At 42.1% G+C, this 15,948-nt stretch carries 14 protein-coding genes; 11 read left to right on the plus strand and 3 right to left on the minus strand.

Translation table 11 applies throughout. The features are described from left to right. Positions 1 to 21 precede the first annotated feature (21 nt). The 7 genes from AABK40_RS19900 (at position 22) to AABK40_RS19930 (ending at position 6,785) form a co-directional block, all read left to right on the plus strand. The gene (locus AABK40_RS19900; protein WP_332921786.1) at positions 22 to 1,446 is read left to right on the plus strand and encodes a TolC family protein; all 1,425 of its coding nucleotides are present in this window, start codon (positions 22 to 24) and stop codon (positions 1,444 to 1,446) included. A 22-nt stretch (positions 1,447 to 1,468) separates the two neighbouring features. Next, complete coding sequence (locus tag AABK40_RS19905) at positions 1,469 to 2,425, plus strand: HlyD family secretion protein (protein WP_338398885.1); 957 nt, start codon at positions 1,469 to 1,471, stop codon at positions 2,423 to 2,425. A 6-nt stretch (positions 2,426 to 2,431) separates the two neighbouring features. Continuing rightward, positions 2,432 to 3,628, plus strand: a complete 1,197-nt coding sequence (locus AABK40_RS19910) for an ABC transporter permease (RefSeq protein WP_338398886.1) — start codon at positions 2,432 to 2,434, stop codon at positions 3,626 to 3,628. Positions 3,629 to 3,739: 111 nt separating this feature from the next. Further along, positions 3,740 to 4,162, plus strand: coding sequence for a DUF2147 domain-containing protein (locus AABK40_RS19915; RefSeq protein ID WP_332921783.1), 423 nt, complete (start codon positions 3,740 to 3,742; stop codon positions 4,160 to 4,162). Positions 4,163 to 4,216: 54 nt separating this feature from the next. Next, entirely contained in the window at positions 4,217 to 4,777 is a 561-nt protein-coding gene (locus AABK40_RS19920; RefSeq protein WP_332921782.1) for an LOG family protein, read from the plus strand. Between the two features lie 4 nt (positions 4,778 to 4,781). After that, entirely contained in the window at positions 4,782 to 6,269 is a 1,488-nt protein-coding gene (locus AABK40_RS19925) for a sodium-dependent transporter (protein WP_338398887.1), read from the plus strand. Positions 6,270 to 6,548: 279 nt separating this feature from the next. Then, entirely contained in the window at positions 6,549 to 6,785 is a 237-nt protein-coding gene (locus AABK40_RS19930; RefSeq protein WP_338398888.1) for a hypothetical protein, read from the plus strand. On the opposite strand, the gene AABK40_RS19935 is transcribed toward AABK40_RS19930, so the two are convergent. Further along, positions 6,782 to 8,626: a GAF domain-containing protein gene (locus AABK40_RS19935; RefSeq protein ID WP_338398889.1), complete on the minus strand. Its 1,845-nt coding sequence runs from the start codon at positions 8,624 to 8,626 to the stop codon at positions 6,782 to 6,784. The genes AABK40_RS19930 and AABK40_RS19935 overlap by 4 nt on opposite strands. A 300-nt stretch (positions 8,627 to 8,926) precedes the next feature. On the opposite strand from AABK40_RS19935, the gene AABK40_RS19940 reads away from it, so the two are divergent. The 4 genes from AABK40_RS19940 (at position 8,927) to AABK40_RS19955 (ending at position 13,080) form a co-directional block, all read left to right on the plus strand. After that, positions 8,927 to 9,649, plus strand: a complete 723-nt coding sequence (locus tag AABK40_RS19940) for a tetratricopeptide repeat protein (RefSeq protein ID WP_338398890.1) — start codon at positions 8,927 to 8,929, stop codon at positions 9,647 to 9,649. Positions 9,650 to 9,706: 57 nt separating this feature from the next. Continuing rightward, a complete protein-coding gene (locus tag AABK40_RS19945; RefSeq protein WP_338398891.1) occupies positions 9,707 to 10,615 on the plus strand; it encodes a universal stress protein in 909 nt (302 codons plus the stop codon). 84 nt (positions 10,616 to 10,699) lie between these two features. Continuing rightward, the gene (locus AABK40_RS19950) at positions 10,700 to 11,416 is read left to right on the plus strand and encodes a DUF2490 domain-containing protein (RefSeq protein WP_338398892.1); all 717 of its coding nucleotides are present in this window, start codon (positions 10,700 to 10,702) and stop codon (positions 11,414 to 11,416) included. A gap of 83 nt (positions 11,417 to 11,499) precedes the next feature. Beyond that, positions 11,500 to 13,080 (plus strand): glycerol-3-phosphate dehydrogenase/oxidase, encoded by a 1,581-nt coding sequence (locus tag AABK40_RS19955; protein ID WP_338398893.1) that lies wholly within the window; start codon positions 11,500 to 11,502, stop codon positions 13,078 to 13,080. Here the strand turns inward: AABK40_RS19955 and AABK40_RS19960 are convergent. After that, positions 13,049 to 13,954 carry an exonuclease domain-containing protein gene (locus AABK40_RS19960; RefSeq protein WP_338398894.1) on the minus strand — a complete coding sequence of 302 codons (906 nt, stop codon included), beginning with the start codon at positions 13,952 to 13,954 and terminating at the stop codon, positions 13,049 to 13,051. The genes AABK40_RS19955 and AABK40_RS19960 overlap by 32 nt on opposite strands. Before the next feature lie 51 nt (positions 13,955 to 14,005). After that, positions 14,006 to 15,898, minus strand: coding sequence for an LTA synthase family protein (locus tag AABK40_RS19965; RefSeq protein ID WP_338398895.1), 1,893 nt, complete (start codon positions 15,896 to 15,898; stop codon positions 14,006 to 14,008). Positions 15,899 to 15,948: the final 50 nt, after the last annotated feature.

Raw genomic sequence — 15,948 nt, forward strand, 5'->3', positions numbered from 1 at the left:
AAAGTGACATTTTTTTGCTTGATGGTTTTTAGCATCACCCTGTGGGTGCCGTCAAAAGCACAATCAATTAATACGGAAGCACAGCAGACCCAAGACCGTGCTTATTTACAAGACCTAATTTCAAAGGCCCTGCACCAAAACAGGGAAGTGCAGAATCTACAATTAGGTTATCACAAAACGGAAATTCAAAAGAAGATGGCCTGGGGAACTTTTATCCCAAAGGTATCGCTTAATGGTGGTTATGCTTATGCAGGTCTGAATGTCCATGATATCCAAACTCCTCAATCAATTTTGGGAATGGGGCAAAACCTTGGTGGGATGCTTGGTGGTTTGGCGCCAGTTATTGCAGCAGGAAACCCCGCTTTGGGAGCGATGTTGCCGGAGTTAATCGGCAAACTGCCTGAGATTCCGTCATCGTTTGGTTTGACTTCCAATGATATGAATATCTGGAACGCAGGTATCTCCGCGAAAATGGTATTGTTTTCAGGCCTTAAAGTGACTTATCTTTCCAAGGCGCTGGATCATAAAATTGCCGCTGAACGCCTGATGGTTAAACGTCAGGAAGGGCAGGTGATTAAAGAGGTAACGGATTATTACGATAAATTAGGGCTGATTTCCGCTTCGGAACAAGTATTGAATGATGCCAGAAAGTTGCTCGATAAGGAAAAGACGCGGGCCCAAAAAGCGAAGGCCAATGGATTAATTACCCGTTACGATCTTCAAAAAATAGAAATTGCCTCATTGGATCTTGATACCAAAGACATTGAGCTGTCGGGAAATAAGCAGTTGGTCTTGACCCGTCTTGAGCAACTTACAGGAGAGCCTGCCGAAGCAATTGCTATGCATCATGTGGTACTGACACCATGGGTGCAGGTTTCTACAGGGAACGATATCAATCACCGACCAGAAGTGGCAGCATTGAAGGAATCGGTGGCGGCAAGATCATATCAGCAGAAAGCCACCATTTCGGGTTATCTGCCTAAGGCGATGGCCTTCGGAACGTCGCAGTATATTAACATGAAGGATATGGCGGTTGTGGACCCTGCAAGTATGGTTGGTGTAGCGGTTACCTGGGAAATCTTCGATGGTTTTCATACCGCTCATGAACGTCAGATAGCAAAAATAGACCATACTATTGCAGTGAATAAACTCGAGGACGCCACCTCACTATTGGCTTTATCTTTAGAAAAAACGAAGGTTGATTTTCAGGTCAATAGCAGTAAAATTGCCGTATTGCAGCAAAAGGTTGAAAAGGCAAATCTTGGCCTTGAAATCCGCTCAAAAGAATATGCGGAAGGGCTTGCTACAGTGAACCAACTGTTAGAGGCCATCACGGATTTGCAACAAACCAAAATGGCCTTGAACAAAGTGATCTATGACCAGCGTCGTGCAGGTGTTTCCTTACTTGAGGCGACAGGCGATCTTCAGTTAGAAAATATCCAATAACCTATTTTTCCAAATTAGCATCATGAAAAAATTAACAATTATATCCCTCGCAGTAGCTACTTTATTGGCTGCATGTAACAGTAATGAACAAGCGGCAGGCATCAAAGGAAAGGTGAAAAAGTCCTCTATTGCCGTCGCGCCAAAGGTTCCTGGAAGAATTCTCTCTCTAAAAGTAGAGGAAGGTGATTTTGTACGAGCTGGGGATACCCTTGCCATTCTCGATATTCCTGAAGTGGAAGCCAAGAAGCATCAGGCTGAAGGGGCTTTGCTTGCAGCTAAGGCGCAGTATGAAATGGCTTTGAACGGAGCTACGGCAGAGCAGTTTGCACAGATTGATGCCAAGCTGTCGGCAGTTAAGGAGCAGTATGATTTCGCTTCGAAATCTTTCCATCGGATGAAAAACATGTACGAAGACTCGTTGATTTCCGCACAGAAATTTGATGAAGTAAAAATGAAGTACATCGGAGCCAAAGCCCAATACGAGGGTGTCCTTGCCAAAAAGAAAGAAGTTACCAAGGGGGTAAGGAATGAAAAAGTACGCATGGCGCTGGGCACGATGCAAAGGGCCGAAGGGGCTGTGGAGCTGGCTAAAGTGGCCGAATCTGAGCGGTTTGTCATTGCACCAAAATCTATGGAAATTTCTACCATTACCTTAAAGGAAGGGGAGTTGTCTTTGGCAGGGTATAGCCTTTTTGTTGGCTGGTTGCCTAACAGCACTTTCTTCCGTTTTACGGTAGCTGAATCCGAGGTGAACCAATACAAAGTGGGCGCTGTACATACCGTTTATGTCCCATATCTTGATAAATCTATCAAGGCGAAAGTGAGTAAAGTTTCCGCCTTGACTAAATACGCCGACCGTACAACGGCTTATCCTACGGCTAAACTTGGTGAAAGTGCTTTCGAAATTCAGGTCAAGGCTATTGATCAGCAGGAAGCCAACCACCTTTTTGTTAATACCAACGCACTCATTAAAGACTAACGGGCAATGGAAACATTTATAGCTTTAATAAAGCGGGAGTTCCGAATGATGTTCAGTAATTCAGTGGTGATGGCGATATTTTTTGCCGCACCAGTGGTTTATGGTTTGTTATTCGGCTTTACCTATCAGAAAGGCTCACCGTCAAATTTACCGATTATGGTGGTCGATCTTGATCAGTCTGCACTCAGTTCTAAAATTGTCGATATGCTTGACGATAATGAACTCATTACTGTGGATATGGTCAAGTATGACAAAACAGACCTACCGAAAACAATTCGGTCGGAAAAGTATAAAGCGGTCATTACCATTCCCCATCACTTTGAGGCGGATATTCTTCAAAAGCGGGACCCTGAGCTTTCAGTGGCGATCAATACGGCCAATATTGTCTCAGCAAACTATTCTGCAAAAGGGGTGCAATATGTGATGAAAACCCTGCAGGCGGGGATAGAAATTGAAGGCCTAAAAAAACAGGGAATTCCTGAAGAAATTGCGCGCCATCAGTATGAGCCTTTTTCGGTGAATTATGAGCGATACTACAACGAAACGGCCAATTATATGCGTTTCCTATGGCCAGGAATGATCGGTACCATTATTCAGCAGGTATTCCTGTTGGCCTTGGCTTTGACTTTCGCTCGGGAGTTTGAAGAGGGGAAATGGCATGAAATCACCTCAAAAACCAAAAAAGGATGGAAGATTATGGGGATCAAGATTTTACCATTTTTACTGACTGGCGTAATGATGCTCGCTGCGGTAGGCGTGATGTTCCCAATGTTCAACATTCCGCTTGCCGAAAATATGCCAGCTATGGCCGTTTTGCTTTTTGCATTTTTATTACCAGTGATATTCCTCGGTATTTTGCTTTCATTGTTGGTGCCTAACCAGCTGAAAGCCACAGAAATTGCGATGGTTTTGGCGACGCCAAGTTTTGTGGTTTCAGGTTTTACATGGCCATTATCTCAGATGCCTGATGCCGTGGCTTTCATAGGTCGATGCATTCCTTTGACGCACTTTTTGGCCGCTTTCCGTGAGCTGTCATTTTATGGTGCTGGCTTATCAGACATCATCCCTCAGCTGAAAGTACTTGCATTAATGACGGTCATTTTTGGGTTGCTGAGTATGGTATTACTTTACTTTAAGCTGCGGAAAATTCCAACAAATGATGCAGAGCAAGCCAAAGAATTGGAAATGAACATCAGCAAATAAAAAAATTACGGTAGCTGAAAAAAGCCCCTAAAGTTAAGTTTAGGGGCTTTTTTTTGCTTTGACGGGCAATAATGGGTAATTTTATAAATATTCATTCAAAAATTATTCATCATGAGGATAGGATTGGTCACTTTCGCATTCGTGTGTTTGTCATTTGTTCAGCTTTATGCACAGTCTCCTTTTGGCCGTTGGATAACGGTTGATGAAGTGAGTGGGGAACATAAAGCCATTGTTGAGATTTATCAGCAAGACGGTCTAATGTTTGGAAAGATTGTCGACATTCTGGTGGGTGATAAAGACATCCTTTGTAAGGAATGCCCAGGCGATCAGAAGAATCAGCCGCTGTTGGGAATGGTCATTATCAAATCCATGAAACAACAGGGGGACACCTGGGCTGGGGGAGAAATCCTCAAACCTGAAAATGGCAAAATGTACGATGGCAAAATCTGGCGAGAAGGAGATCACCTGATGGTCAGGGGATATCTCGGCTTTCTTTATAAAACCCAGCAATGGTTGCCTTTTAAAGACCAATAAATGCCCTTCAGCTTTCGGAATTCCATTATATTTGAGTTTATCACTTTTTAGAAAATGGAAAATAGAACGAAAACGGTAGCGGTTTATTGCGCCTCACGAACTGGCGCTAAAGATATTTATATGGAACAGGCCTTTGCCCTTGGGCAGGCCTTGGCAAAAGCGGGCTGGCGGATCGTGTATGGCGGTTCAATTTCAGGGCTGATGGGCGCTATGGCCAATGGAGCCCTGGAAAGTGGTGGGCATGTTATTGGGGTTTACCCTCCATTTATTGAGGACAAAGAAATTCTTCACCCGAATCTTACGGAATTATATCCTGTTGCGAGTATGGCCGAAAGGAAAACCCTGATGGAAAAGCTGTCTATTGGCAGTATTTCCCTGCCTGGGGGCTCGGGCACTATGGATGAATTTTTTGAAGTTATTACCAATAAAGCAATTGGAGCTGGCGATCATCAGTTTTCAATTTTACATAATGTAGATGGGTTTTATGATCCACTGCAACTTTTTTTCACAAAGATGAAGGACGAAGGTTTTCTCAGTAGCCAAACAATTAATATGTGGCACTGTGAGCGAAACATCCAGGCGTTGATTGCGCGGATGGAGTCTTTCATAAACTAATTTTATGACGAACGAACAAGGATTTAGTGGCCGATGGGGATTAATTATTACCTCATTGGGAATGGCCATTGGTGCAGGTAACCTATGGCGGTTCCCAAGGCTTGCAGGACAGTACGGTGGCAGTTTTATTTTATTGTGGTTTTTATTTTTGTTCGTTTGGTCTATTCCAATATTATTGGCCGAATTTGCGATAGGAAAGCGAATTCGGAAAAATGTCGTTGCCTCTTTTAGTAATGCAGCAGGATGGAAATTTTCGTGGATGGGTATTTTCATTTTCTGTTGTACCCTTGGTATTACTTTCTATTATTCAGTGGTGGTTTCCTGGGGACTGCACTTCCTGTTTTGGGCTTTCGATTTTGCATTTTCATCCTGGACTTCCGATGTGCCTGTAACCTATGATCAGGTGTATTTTGATAACTTATGGAACACCGTTTCATCGAATCATTGGCCGACGATGTTGATGCACGGTGGGGTAATTATTGTTGCTGTATTGGTGTTGGTACGTGGTGTACAACATGGTTTGGAGTATGCCAGCAAAATACTGATCCCTTCTTTGTTTGTGCTTTTATTGGTGCTTGCAGCAAGTACTTTTAGTCAGGAAGGCGGTAGAGAAGGCCTTGCGTATATGTTTAATATTCGCCCTGAACTGTTTTCAGACCCGGTGGTTTGGGTAGAGGCACTGTCTCAGTCGGCATGGTCGACGGGTGCTGGCTGGGGTTTGATCATGACTTTAGGTTCCTATTCCAAGCGTGACGATGATGTTACTTTCAATGTGGTGATGTCTGGCCTTGGCAATAATGTGGCCTCTATGGTATGCGCAGTAGCCATTATTCCTGCGGTATTTTTATTGGCACCGAGTGCTCAGGAGGCAGTAAGTTTATTACAAACGGGTAATCAGGCACTGACTTTTACGGTAATTCCCAATCTGTTTGAGCAATTGCCGGCAGGTGAGTTTGTGGCTATTTTATTCTTCCTCGCATTCAGCCTTGCAGCTTTTAGCAGTTTATTGACGATGCTGGAAATGTTTTTACGATTTGTCTCTGATCTTGGAATGCCACGTGGGCGGGCATTATTTATCATTGCTATTTTATGCTTTGTATTTGGTGCCCCTTCGGCCTGGTCTTTGGATTTCTTTACCAATCAGGACTGGGTGTGGGGAGTAGGATTAATTCTCAGTGGCATGTTTGTCACCTTTGCGGTGCTAAAAATTGGAATAGGCAACTTTAAAAGGGAGTGGATTGACATGCCAGGCAATCTTAAATTCCCCGATCTGTTATTCAAGATTTTCATGCTGTCCATTATTCCCTTAGGGTTGGGTTTAGTCTACTGGTGGCTGTCGAGAGGTTATAGTGATTACCCTTGGTTTGATGAACTCGGCAACTGGAATTTTATAGATGTTTATTCGAATGCCACAGTCATTACGCAGTGGGCATTGGTATTAGGTGCAGGCGCTTTATTCAGTGTATTTTTACGTAGAAAGTTTGAGCATTAAAGCTTGTAATTTTCGGACTGATTATAGCTTTTTGTCGAGTGATAATGTCCAAAAATTAGTATTCTGACAATAATCCTACATGTTCGTTTTCGACGAGTGCCATCAGCATTATTATCGTATACTTATACATCAGTAGGATTGTTGTTATCTCAATGTTACCTCAATATGAATTCAGTATTTTGTTGTGAGTAATTCAGCATAAAATGGGAAAACCTTACATTGTGCTCAATAGCACTATAAGGAACATTTTTTGTATTTGGATTTGTATACATTTACAGCATGAGAAACATTCTAATCTTCTTCGGACTTATTGTATGCATTAGCCTCATGGCTGTAAACCATGAGGCCAATACCTTATTTTATCAGGAGGTAAAAGAGGATGTAGAAATTGTGCTCTCGCGAGAGCATGAGGAGCTTGTTCAGGAAGCACTGAATGACAGTCTCAGTGTATTCAATTCAGCGACGAATAAGTCGGTGGAAGAAGATTACAAAAATATGTATATCTTTTTTCATTAATGAGCCTGAAGTTCTTGCTCAGAAGTGCTTGATTTTTTTTCCTCAATAATCAGGCTTTTCAAGCTTGCCGTTTGTCTGCACTGCTTAATTTCTTCACTTTTTTTGTCTGCGAGTCGGCGGATTTCTTCTTGTGTTGCCTCAAGCTCTTCCATATTTTGGCGTAGTTCTTCTTCCTGCGCCTTTAATTCCTCGGCCTGCGATTGACTTTCCCTTAAAAGGCGGTGGGTATCTTCTTGAATTCTTACTGAATTAATGATTGATGCAATCAGCCCTGTTGCCTGTTGAATAAAGGCCATTGCCGTAGGTGAAATTTCTGTTAATGAAGCCAGCTCCAAAACCCCCTCAACGGTCCCATTATGCAGCAAAGGCGTAATGTATAAATGTTTTGGCGTGGCATGCCCGAGGCCACTCGTTATTTTCACATAGTCTGTAGGGATGTCAGTCATGTACATCGCTTCTTCTTCCTGCCAAACGGTACCAACCAATCCTTCCCCTAATTCATATTTTTCTGAAATAAATTTTTCGCGGTTGTAGGCATAACATGCCCGCAGTTCCATATTCGAAGCATCTTCGTCTGTTTGCTTCACAAAAAGGGCACCTTGGTTCAGCTGTGCGGTATCAATAATATACTTTAAAATATTCTTACAAAGCGTGTTGATGCCATCTGTTTCCTTGAACAACCGGTGCAACTCATTGACACTCGCTACGATCCACTGTCTGTTTTGGTCTTCCTGAGCTGCGGCTTCGAGGGCTTCGGTCTGTGCTTTGTTTTCCGTTTCCCTTTGCTTAATCTGCAACATCAGTTTTTTAAATGAACGGTTGAGGCTGCCAATTTCGTCCCTGCTTTGATCATCAAACTGACGCTCAATTTCTTTTGTTGAAATATCTTCTATCATAACCTTACCTACCGCTTTATTCAGCCTGCTGATAGATGCAGTTACTTTTTTGCTGATAAAGAAAATGCAGAAGCAACCAGCCAATAAGTTGATGATAATGAACAACGCCAAAGCCATTTGTGAATTGGTTTTTAGCTGTTGGTTTCGTTCGGTAATTTTAGTCTCAATCTCAGCAACTATCGGGTGAATGCGGGCTTTGACCACCTCAATTTCTTTACGAATACCCGATTCAGTATCTTGTCCTATTTGCGTATCGACCTTAACAATCTGATCGAAAAAACGGACATACTGCTTGATGGCATTTTGGTAGCTTTTGCGAGCGGCATCTCCATTTTGATCGACCTGTTGCAAAAATGTTTCAGCGGTTTTGTGCAGACTTTCGATGTATTTTTTTTCTCCCCGAAGCATGTAATCCTTTTCATGTCGGCGTAAAGTCAACAGGAAGATTTGATCTGTTTTAAATTTTGACTTTTCAAGTGCATGTGCGGCTTCTCGCATTTGCCCCTCCAAGCCATAGCTTTTATAGCCTCTTTCAAGATAGGCTTTTGATAATTGTGTGGTTAGCGAAGCATACTGGCCAACAAGCAACCACAATCTGTTAATTTTGAATTGTAGTTGTTGATCACTGATCATCTCGTCTTTTTCAAGGGTCGATAATGTAGCATCGATTGCTGACAGCGATTTATCCATCGCTAATAATTCTGATGTTTCCTGCTGAATATAAAAAGTCTCTTTTTTTCTACCCCTCAATTGAAAAAGGGTTTGTTGTTGGGTTGCCTGTTGCAGGTTTTTCTCCAATTGATTGACCATCAATTGAGTTTGATGCAAGGCATTGTTTTGCCTGAAAAGGTAATACGATAACGCGCCACTAACACAGGAAATCAGGGCCATAAGCAGAATGGTGGCCGTAAATTTTTGTCGAACAGATTGAAATTGAAAAGCCATTGGTTTTTTTCTAAAATTACTGCCTTTAGCCCACTTGGCATGCATCTGAACGTTTTGGATTTATGATTAAATTATTAATTATCCAAGTCGTGATTCTGCTATTTTTATCTAAAGTTTTAATTCAACTTCTTTAAGTCACATTCTTAAAATGTTGAAAATCTACATTTTAGGCCCAAATTATATCGGTTGATCCATACATCAGCTCGTACAAATAAAAGATTGAATTTCCATTAACAAATTACGCCTATATTACATTTAATAGGTAGACCATTTACCACATATGCTAAAACAACTACCTTGATGTACTCTAAAAAATCATTCATTTACGCCAATTGCCTCTTCCTTTTGGTTGGTTTGGGCTTTTTAGTGAGCAGCGCCATCTTTAAAATTGAAATTCCACATTTAGGGATGTCAGCCAATAATCATTATATAGAAGCCATGAAGCAAATGCATACCACCGTCGGCCCGCAGGGCAAGGCAGTGCAAGTGATGGAGCATTTGGAGGTGGCGGCCAATCAGGGGCATGTTGGCGCACAGAAGCAATTGGCCAAAATGTACCAGTATGGCATTGGTATTCAGATCAATAAATCAGTAGCGCAAACCTGGTGGAAAGCCGCTGCTGCTGCAGGTGATCTTCAGGCACAATTCGAAGTCGGAAAAAGTCTGTTGCAAATCACAGATGAAGAGGAACAGCTGAAAGCACTTGAATTGTTAAAAAAGGCGGCCATAAAGAATCACCCTGAAGCGCAATTGTTATTGGCCAAACTTTATATGGAAAATACCGCTTGGGTGAAGCATGATATGGATTTAGCGATTTATTGGCTGCAAACAGCTGCTTTTCAGGGGAATGGGGAAGCACAGTTTATGCTTGGGCATGCTTACCAGACAGGGCATGGTGTAAAAAAGGACCTTCAGCAAGCGGTAATATTTTATGAACAAGCGAAAAATTCAGGGCAGGCTTCGGCTGTTGAAGTTCTCAAAGAACTTAGTCTTAATGTTAAAAATGTGTCTTTGGGTTCCTAACGCTAAATTGTATTTTACGTATATATAATTAAATCTGCATTTTTTAATTATATAACTATGGAGCAAATCAAAAGAGTAATTGTAGGACTTGATTTTTCAGCTACGGATCAGTATGTCCTGAAGGCTGTACATCATTATGATCGCCTGTTAAATTTTGAGAAAATCTATCTCATGCATGTGATCAGAGATCTTGACCATCCGCATTATAAGTCAAAACAGGGGGAGCCACAACCCTTGGATGAGCAACTTAAATCCTTGATGATGGAGGAGGTGAGCCATTATTTTGATGGTGATTCTACGAAAGTAGATTATATGGTCAAAGAAGGAAATTTGGGTACAGAAGTACTCAAATGGCAAAAGGTAAAGCAGGCCGACCTTTTAATGTTCGGGCGAAAGGAAAAGTTTACAGACACCAATCTTTATGGTATTTTAAATCTGGCACCTTGCTCTGTGGCTTTTATCCCCAAAAATGAAGAAGCGTTAAAATTTGATACTGTATTGCTGCCAATTGACGGTGGTGAAGAGTCCGTGTTGGCATTTGAATTTGCCAAAAGAATGAAAGCCCGATTGCAAGCTAAAATTGATTTGGTAAATGCCTATTCTCTTCCGCAGGGTTATTCATTTTCAGGGAAATCTCCCGAAGAATTCAAATCGATCATGGAAGAGAATGAACGAAAGAATATTGATGAATTTTTGGCCGAGCATGAGTGGACAGATGAGGTGAATGAGCTTCATCATTTATACCTCGATAGATATGATACGCTTGCGGGAAGCTTAGCGGAATTTATCAATAAAACAAGCAATACTGCTGTGGTGATTGGTTCACAAGCACGGACAAAACTCACCCGCCTCCTGATGGGGACAAAAGTAAAGCAACTGATTGAAGAAGTGCCCAATAAGCTGATATTTGTTGTTAAAGATAAGAATGAAACTTTTGATTTTTTGGATATGATTTCTAAAATTTAACCACTTTAGGACAGTCTAATAATTTAGAATAAATTTACTTAAAAATCACTCGTAATTGTTAATTTATATTACGATTTTTAGTGTATGAGAATTCAGCTATTTTTATATACCTCATTGTTTTTATTTTTTTCTGTTACTGCAAGTGCGCAGACCAGTAGAATATGGTTACGTCACTTTGATCGGCATACGGTGAGTCCGCGGTTATCCTTCAATACGGATTATGCTTATGTCAATTATTTTGACAAACATCAAAAGCGTTTTCAGATTCGGACCAAGGCTGTTACCCCGCTTTTTAATAGTAAATCCTTAACGGTAGGTGTTGGTGGCGGATTCTGGAAGGACTGGAAACAACCTGTAGAATCTATCCGAGATCAATTCGAGTGGGTGAATGAGGTTAGGCTCAATCAGGACTTAACAGGAAAGCATCCGCTCGGATTAAGTGGTTTAAAGGTTTCTTATCGTTTGCGTTTTGAAGAACGGTATTTTTGGAGAAGCGATGCGAGCAACGATACAGGTGCTCGTGTTCGCTATTTGGCAGGCTTTAATTATGAGCTTCCGTGGTTTAATTTTCAGAAAGGCAAAAAAGTTTTTGTGATGGTGGCCAACGAAATATTTTCAGGGAAAGTATTTAATCGGCAGGAGCATACAGGCTTCGAAACGAACCGTTTTTCCTTTGGCACAGGTTACGTTATTGGAGCACACTGGCAAATAGATTTCACTTATATATTGGAGGATAACCTAAAGTACTCTTACCGTCTTTATGAAAATGTTTATCAGTTTGTGGTACGCTCCCGCTTTTAAGATTATTGTTTTCATTAAACTATTTTTTTAGTCGTTGGGCATTATCATATAACAAGTATTGATTGTTGCGGTTTTATTTTGAGATGGATAGAGCAAGGCAACTTCATGAGGTTAAACAACAAAAAGACTGGGATATAGTCGTTATTGGAGGTGGTGCCACAGGCTTGGGTTGTGCCCTCGACGCCGCTACCCGAGGCTTCAAAACACTGCTGCTTGAACAAGCTGATTTTGCCAAAGGAACATCGAGCAAAAGCACCAAACTGATTCACGGAGGTGTACGCTACTTGGCAAATGGTGATATTTCGTTAGTTCATGAAGCACTGCTGGAGCGTGGACTATTGCTGAAGAATGCACCCCATTTGGTAAAAAAACTTTCTTTCATCATTCCGACTTATAATTACTTTTCAAGTGGTTACTATTTGATGGGCATGAAGTTTTATGACTGGCTTTCAGGAACCATGAGCCTGGGGAGTTCGCAATGGCTTTCCGTAAATGAGGTGTTGTATGCACAGCCAACTTTAAACAAAAAGAGGCTGAATGGCGGTATTCAGTATTTTGACGCTCAATTTGATGACGCCCGTCTGGCGACCACATTGGTCCAAAAGATTGAACAATATCACGGGGTTTGCCTCAACTACTGCCAGGTGACTGGTTTTATAAAAAATGATCAGGACAAAGTGGCAGGCCTGATGGCTTGTGATCGTGAAAGTCAAGAGGAGTTTGCCCTAAATGCCAAGGTTGTTATTAACGCCACGGGGGTATTTTCTGAGCGAATTCATGCCTTATCTTCTCCTGCCAAAAAATTCGAAATACAGAGCAGTCAAGGCGTTCACTTTGTGATTGATCGGGAATTTCTACCCTCAGATCAGGCATTACTCATTCCAAAAACGCAGGATGGTCGCGTGTTGTTTGCAATTCCGTGGCACGGAAAAGTGTTGGTTGGCACTACTGATACGCCCATTAAATCTCCTTCAATAGATCCCACGGCCTTCGATCATGAGGTTGATTTTATCCTCGACACCCTGAACGCATTTATTACCCGAAAAGTTCGTCGGGCGGATATCAGAAGCATATTTGCGGGATTGCGTCCACTGGTATCCACCAAGGGTAAAAAGGCAGCGACCAAGGATGTTTCCCGCCGTCATTTTATTGATATCAATGAAGCTTCGCTGGTTACAGTTACAGGAGGGAAATGGACGACATATCGAAAGATGGCTGAAGATACCCTTGATCGGGTGATTCAACATTTCAATCTACCTGTTCAGCCATGTGTAACGGCACAGCTCCCCCTCTTCAGTGGAACAGCCAATGATGATATTCCGACGCATCTTCTGCACTATGGTGCTGCGGCGCCCGAATTGGCTGCTTTGGAAAAAGGAAACTATGGGAGGGTCATTTCCGCCTCATTGAATTTAAGTGAAGGGCAGGTTTATTGGGCTGTAAAACACGAAAAAGCCCGAAAAATAGAAGATGTCCTTGCCCGTCGTTCAAGAGCACTGTTTCTCGATGCCCAGGAAGCCCTGCGCATTGCAGGGGAGGTTGGGCTGATCCTTCAGCAATTGCTGGAGAAGGATGCCGCCTGGCTCGATCAAGAAATGTCAGATTTCTTCGCACTGGCAAAAACCTATCTTCCTAATCGCATTCCTCCAGCACATATTGAGTAAAAGTTTCCTCATCAATTATTTGAATAGGATGACACTGACTTTGTAACTGTTGGGCTTTTTGGATTTTGGTACTTCGGCTCTGTGGGTTGTTGGAAACAAGGTAATGTGTATAACGGCTTACATTGGCAGGAAAAGCAATTCCGCCTACTTGTTCCGTCAGTTTTTGTGCTTCCGAACGGCTGAAATTATTCAGACTGCCCGTGAAGGCTACCCGTTTGCCCGTAAGCGGACTTTCCTCTTTGGCTTTTTTTTCTGTAGGCGATTGATAAAGTAAAGGAATCTGAGGCGCATATCCAATGTATGGTCTTTCGTAAGCATTGGAATGTAAGGTGCCCATACTACCATCTAATTGCAAATATAGGTCTTCAGGACTTTGGGTGCTAAAGTGATGCATAAAATGGGTCATCAATAACCCACAGGCGACGGCGTCACTTTCTGCATTGTGGTGATTCAATGGGATATCATAACACTGGCAAAGCAGGTTCAATTTATGATGGGGTAATTGAGGGTGCAGTTTTTTTGCCAACTGAAGGGTACAGGCGTAATTTACCTGTGGATAAGGTAGGCCAAGAGCATCAAAGGAAGAACGAATAACGCTCATATCAAAGCCTGCATTATGGCAAACCATAATTTCTGCGGCGTAATCCACCATAATTTCTTCCCAAATACTTTTGAAATCCAGGGCATGCTCTACCATTTCAAGATAAATGCCATGAACACCAATGTTTATTGGGGCAAAGTAATTGGGTTCAGGCTTGATATAATAATGCCCACTCTGAATCAGTTTGCCTTCTTCAAATAATGCTACCCCAACGGAGCAAGCACTATTTCGGCTACTGTTAGCGGTTTCAAAGTCTATGGCGAGAAATCTCATAAGTGTCAATTTTTATGCTGCGCAAGATACGTTATTTGACACTCAAGTGAATTATCTGCGGTTATAATCTTGCATTAATAACTGTGAATATGCTTTGACTATTTCTTGGTCTTTGGCAGAATACCCCTTGCTTAAATGCTCAACAGGTTTGTTTTCATTGATGTCATAGACGAGGTATTTGTCTGGGGCCTCTGACCAAATGATATTTTCAAAGGAGGAAGAATATGCGTACTCCTTCATGGTTGGGTTAAACATATCTTTACTCCACGGGTAACGGTCACTTGGTAGCGACACCTGATGCAACAAGGATTTAGTGATGTCAATCTGAGAAACGAGTCGGTCGTCTTTCACTCCCTGATATTCTTTTTTCAGTACATCGCCATAAAGAATAATGGGAATTAACCGTGAATCGTAGGAATCCCGTGGCCATTCGCGAGGGGAGACACGGGCATGGTCAGCAACGAAAACGAATAAAGTATTCTTATACCAATCCTGTTTTTTTGCGGCCTGAAAAAAGGCTTTGAATTGTGCATCGGTATAATAGGCGGCATCAAGTAGTTGATTCATGACCCTGCCCACTTTAAAGGTTTTAATTTTCGGATTATCGAAAGGATCGTGGGTACTGACCGTGAGCATGGCCGAGCAAAATGGCTTCGGTGCCTGATTGAGATCTTTCAGTAGTTGAGGTAAAACATACTCTTCATGGAAGCCTAATCCACCCTTGTTTTGGTGGTCAGCCCAATGTTCATCATCAATGATGAGGTCCAATTTTTTAGAATACATCCACGCTTTAATGTTGATGTAGCTGAGTTCGCCACCGTAGTGAAAGGAGGTCCAATAACCAGCCTGTTGAAATTCTTCTGTAATACTTGGCAGGTTTTGATGTTTGGCAATTTGCCCAATAATGGCTGTCCGTGGTTGAGCGGGGTAGCCACTCAGTACCGCCGAAATGCCCTGCTCCGTCCTTACTGCAGAGGATAGGCAATTGGTAAAGGTATATCCTTCGTCTATGAGTTCCTCCATAAATGGTGTCGCTCCAGCATAGCCTCCCAAACTTTCGATCAGGTCAGAAGTGTAGCCTTCGAGTAGGAAGATCATTACATTGGGTTTTTCAACCTGAATAATTTTTGTGGTCGTATCTTTTTTAGGTTGAAGCAACGGATTGATAATCGCCTCGGCTTGCTGGTGGGGCATAAATTCAAATGCTTTCCCATTGCCATTTCGGGCATTATTTTCAATACTTTGGATAAGATTCCAATGACTGTTGACCGTTGCGGTGTTGATAAAAGGATGTTTTGAAAAGTACACGACACTTTGTGTAATTGGGGTCATTTGAAAAAGGCCCCCACGGATTCCCCAGGCAATGGCAATCCCAATGACTAAAAACTGTGGAATGGCAGTGATTTTGTGCTGACGGATCACTGATAAATGCTTCTCTACCACAACAAGGTAAAGCAAATAGCCGAAGCCAATTTGTAAGGCTGAAAAGAAGATTGTCCGCAGGATGATCCAATTAGAAGTTACATCCATCACCAATTCAGGCTCTTGCACATATCGCATAACGCTGTAACTGAGCTTGGTTTGCCATACTTCAAATACGTTCAGTTCGGCACTGATCAGGAAGCTCAGAAAGGTGAGAAAGAATAGGGTATAATATCGAATGGAGATTTTCAGCCAAGGACCTGACGTTAAGTATTGAGCGGCAAAAGCGATCAGCGCTGGGAGCACCAATAGATAGCAAGCGGTGGAAGTATCGAGCTTCCAGGCATATAAAAAGCTAAGAATAATGTCTTGAACAGGAACGGCTGTTAACTGATGCTGATTAAAGAGTAGAAACAGGGCGCGTTGTCCTGCAAATATGAGCATCCAGAACAGGTAACTCCTGAAAACTAATTGGATTAAATAAGTAGAACGATTGAAATTTGCATGTTGCTTTATTGTCATGCTTTTTTCAACGCTATGCTATTTTAGGGTGATGTCATGTAATGTTCAAC

The sequence above is a fragment of the Persicobacter psychrovividus genome (assembly GCF_036492425.1).
Lineage (GTDB): Bacteria > Bacteroidota > Bacteroidia > Cytophagales > Cyclobacteriaceae > Persicobacter > Persicobacter psychrovividus.